This window comes from Clostridium sp. DSM 8431 (assembly GCF_900116755.1).
GTDB lineage: Bacteria > Bacillota > Clostridia > Clostridiales > Clostridiaceae > Clostridium.
Map to the genome: position 1 here is coordinate 1 of NZ_FPBY01000249.1, position 3415 is coordinate 3415.

Genomic DNA, 3415 nt, shown 5'->3' on the forward strand with positions numbered 1-3415 from the left:
ACCCTTTTTTAAAAAATATTATTTTTTAAAATTTACTTGACTATTATTAGCTGGTCTTAATTTTCATAAAACTTATTTTGTACATCTATAATTTCTACTAATTAATCTATATTCTAAATATAAACTTATTATAACTAATAATATTCCTAAAGTAACAATTCCATTTTCTATTCCAAATTCTCCTCCATTTAATAATGTGCTCTTTGCAAATTTACTAGATAATATACTCATTTGCTCAATCTTACTTACTCCACTTACACATAATCCAAATATATTACCTTGAAATAAGTTCCACGATGAATGAAAAGCTGCAGCTTCCCATAATGATCCTTTTACAGTTAAAAAAGATGCTATTGCTCCAAAAACAAACAAATTAATAAATGCAATAATCGAATATCCATTATTCATAATATGCATTAATGAAAATAACATTGAATTAATTATGACTGCAGCTTTTAAATTGAAATTTTTAGAAATAGTATTTAATAAATATCCCCTAAACAATACTTCTTCACTAAAACCTTGAATTATCCACATAATAATACTGAGCATAAAAGAAATACTAAATTGTTTTAATTCAACTTCAGGCTTATCTACAAAATATATTACTATAAAAATTATGGTAATACATACGCTTCCTATAACGAACCCTTTTACATAACTTTTTAAACATTGTAATTTACTTAAATCATCATTAATTAGTTTCTCTTTTTTAATTTTCTCACTCCATAAATATATAAGTAATATTGTTATTACAGCTATTCCAATTACAATAATACTACTTCCTGAAAGCTCACTAATACTTCTATTAATATTAACATACTTATCACCAGCAAAAAACATTTTTACTACTAAACAATATAAAATTAACAAAACACTAGCAATGAACTTTGCAACAAATGGAATCAACATTGTTATAGCACTACTTATAGATGTTTCTATATATATTTTTTTATCTTTCATACAATTACATCACACCTTATACATCTGCCCTTAATACATCAAAATTTACATTACAAGCGATTCTTCTTAATATGATGCATAAACTCATAAAATTGAATATTAATGAAATTATCAGTGCAAACAACCATAAATCTGCATTCACATCAAATTTAATGTTAAACATCATTACTAATGCAAATTTTATTATCAGTGCATACATTCCAACTGAAATTAAGGTACTTAAAATTACATTTAATACTGATTTTAAGATTTGATCTCTTACTGCAAATTGTTTTCCTTTTCCAATAGCTCTCATTATAGTATAATTTCGCTCTTCATTTTTATAATATACATATGTCATATTAATACTAAATACTAATCCAGATATTATATACAAGAAGCATAAATACTTAAAAATCACCAAGAAATTTTCCATTTGATAATAAACCGCATCCCCAACTATATTCATATTACCTATAGAACAATTTTCAATATCATTAATAAATAAATTATCATCTATTTTTAATAAATACATATTGCTGTCTATATTGTCATCTGCATACTTTAATATCCAATTTTGATTTACTGATGAGCAATCGTAAATTCCCTTTATAACATATTCAACGTTACCATTGTAGCTTAAGATATTTAATTTATCTCCTACTTTAAGGTTATTATTATCACAATATTTATTAGACACAATTACTTCATTAGTATCTTCTTTACTTAAATCTTCACCATCTATTATATTGAATGTTAAATTTTTCTCTGATTCTTCTATGTCTACTATTGAAACAGCTTTCTGGTTAACCTCATTATCTTCAACTTTTGCAGAATACTTATATACACAATCATATCCACTAAGCATATCAATATTATCATTTATATAATCATTAATATACTTATCATTCATATCATTTGACTTAACCATATAATTGTATGGTAATGTTGTATCAATTCCTTTATTTATAGAATTCTTTAATATATCACCAAGCTTAAATCCTATTAGTACACATATTAAAAGTATTACTGTATTAATTACTACAACCAAATAAAGTAAATGTGTTTTTCTAATACTTTTCAATGTATATTTAGTGCTACTACTCCTGCTTGGCAGTATAGTTATCAATTTTACCATTATTAATGTTATAAAAAAAATAATTGAAAGAAATACAAAAATGAATATACTACTTGTGAATATCTTTCCACTAGCATACACTACAGAATAAAGAAATAAAATAATAGGTATTGATATTGCTATTTCCACAAAAAGTTTGACGTTACTTCCTCTTGATTTAGTATCTACTGTTCTAATAACATCTAATGGTTTTATTCCTTGTAATACTTTTAATGATATGGATGTAATTATAAATAATGATACTGCATTAAATATTACTCCCTCTATAATACCTTGTATTATATGTCCATCAATTATAGCATCTGTAGTTATATTTTGATACTTAATTAAAATACTGGTTATAAATGGACTTAAGATTGCTGCCAAGACTAATGGAATCATAATAAATAACATAAATTGCAACATCATTGCTCTTTTTATGCACTTGTAGTCTATTGATAACATCCTTAATACCGCAATATCTTTCTTACTCGTATTAAGTGTTAGCAATATAGTACTAACAATCAAAGCTATTGTTAAAATATATCCCATTGTATTCAAAATATTTAGTGACATTAACTGTACATCTATTTTATCGTTAGCTTTCTTTTCTTGATCAGCTAAAGATGTATATTCATAACCATCTTCAATATCAGTTAATTCATCTTTTACTTTATCACCATCTACATCATTAATTAATATAATCTTTTCATTAGAGATTATAACTTTATCTGAAGGTTTCATTTTTATATATCCTATTAACTCTCCTTGAGAATTAACACCACTATTACATTGGTCAATTTCCTTTACTTTGTATTCCTCATCTATACCTGTAGACTTGTCGAACTTAATATCATCACCAACTTTTAAATTTAGACTTTTTGCAATTGATTGAGATAATATTACCTCATTCTCTTCTAAGTCATAATCTCCCATTATTGCTTCTGAAACAATACTGTTTTTTCCATTTTCAACATATATAACCGATGTATCATATCTGGTAACTTCTGCTCCATTAAATTCGATATCATTAATTTTATCATTAAATTCATTGGATTCATATGATGTAACGATTTTAAGATCTGCTCCATTCATTATCTTTGTATTTTCTTTTGCATTCTGTTGTTGCTTATACGAAATTTGAGGTATAACAAATGATACCGCTGAAGTTACTAAAATAGATAAAGACATCAAAATCATTATTATTAAATTTTTTTCACATAGTTTAATATTGTATTGTTTAAATAACTTTTTATAATTCATTCGGATTAACCCCTTTATATTGGACAAAATCTATTAAATTCTAAGTTTTTCTCAATTTTATATCTTTATGCAAATTTTTTGTGGATTCTCTCC

Annotated in this window: 2 protein-coding genes; both read right to left on the reverse strand. The window is 24.7% G+C overall.

Going from position 1 to position 3415, the window contains the following annotated elements; all coding sequences use genetic code 11:
* Positions 1-72: 72 nt before the first annotated feature.
* Positions 73-963: a CPBP family intramembrane glutamic endopeptidase gene (locus BM384_RS16250; protein ID WP_090015196.1), complete on the reverse strand. Its 891-nt coding sequence runs from the start codon at positions 961-963 to the stop codon at positions 73-75.
* Positions 964-979: 16 nt separating this feature from the next.
* Positions 980-3322: an ABC transporter permease family protein gene (locus BM384_RS16255; protein ID WP_090015197.1), complete on the reverse strand. Its 2343-nt coding sequence runs from the start codon at positions 3320-3322 to the stop codon at positions 980-982.
* Positions 3323-3415: the final 93 nt, after the last annotated feature.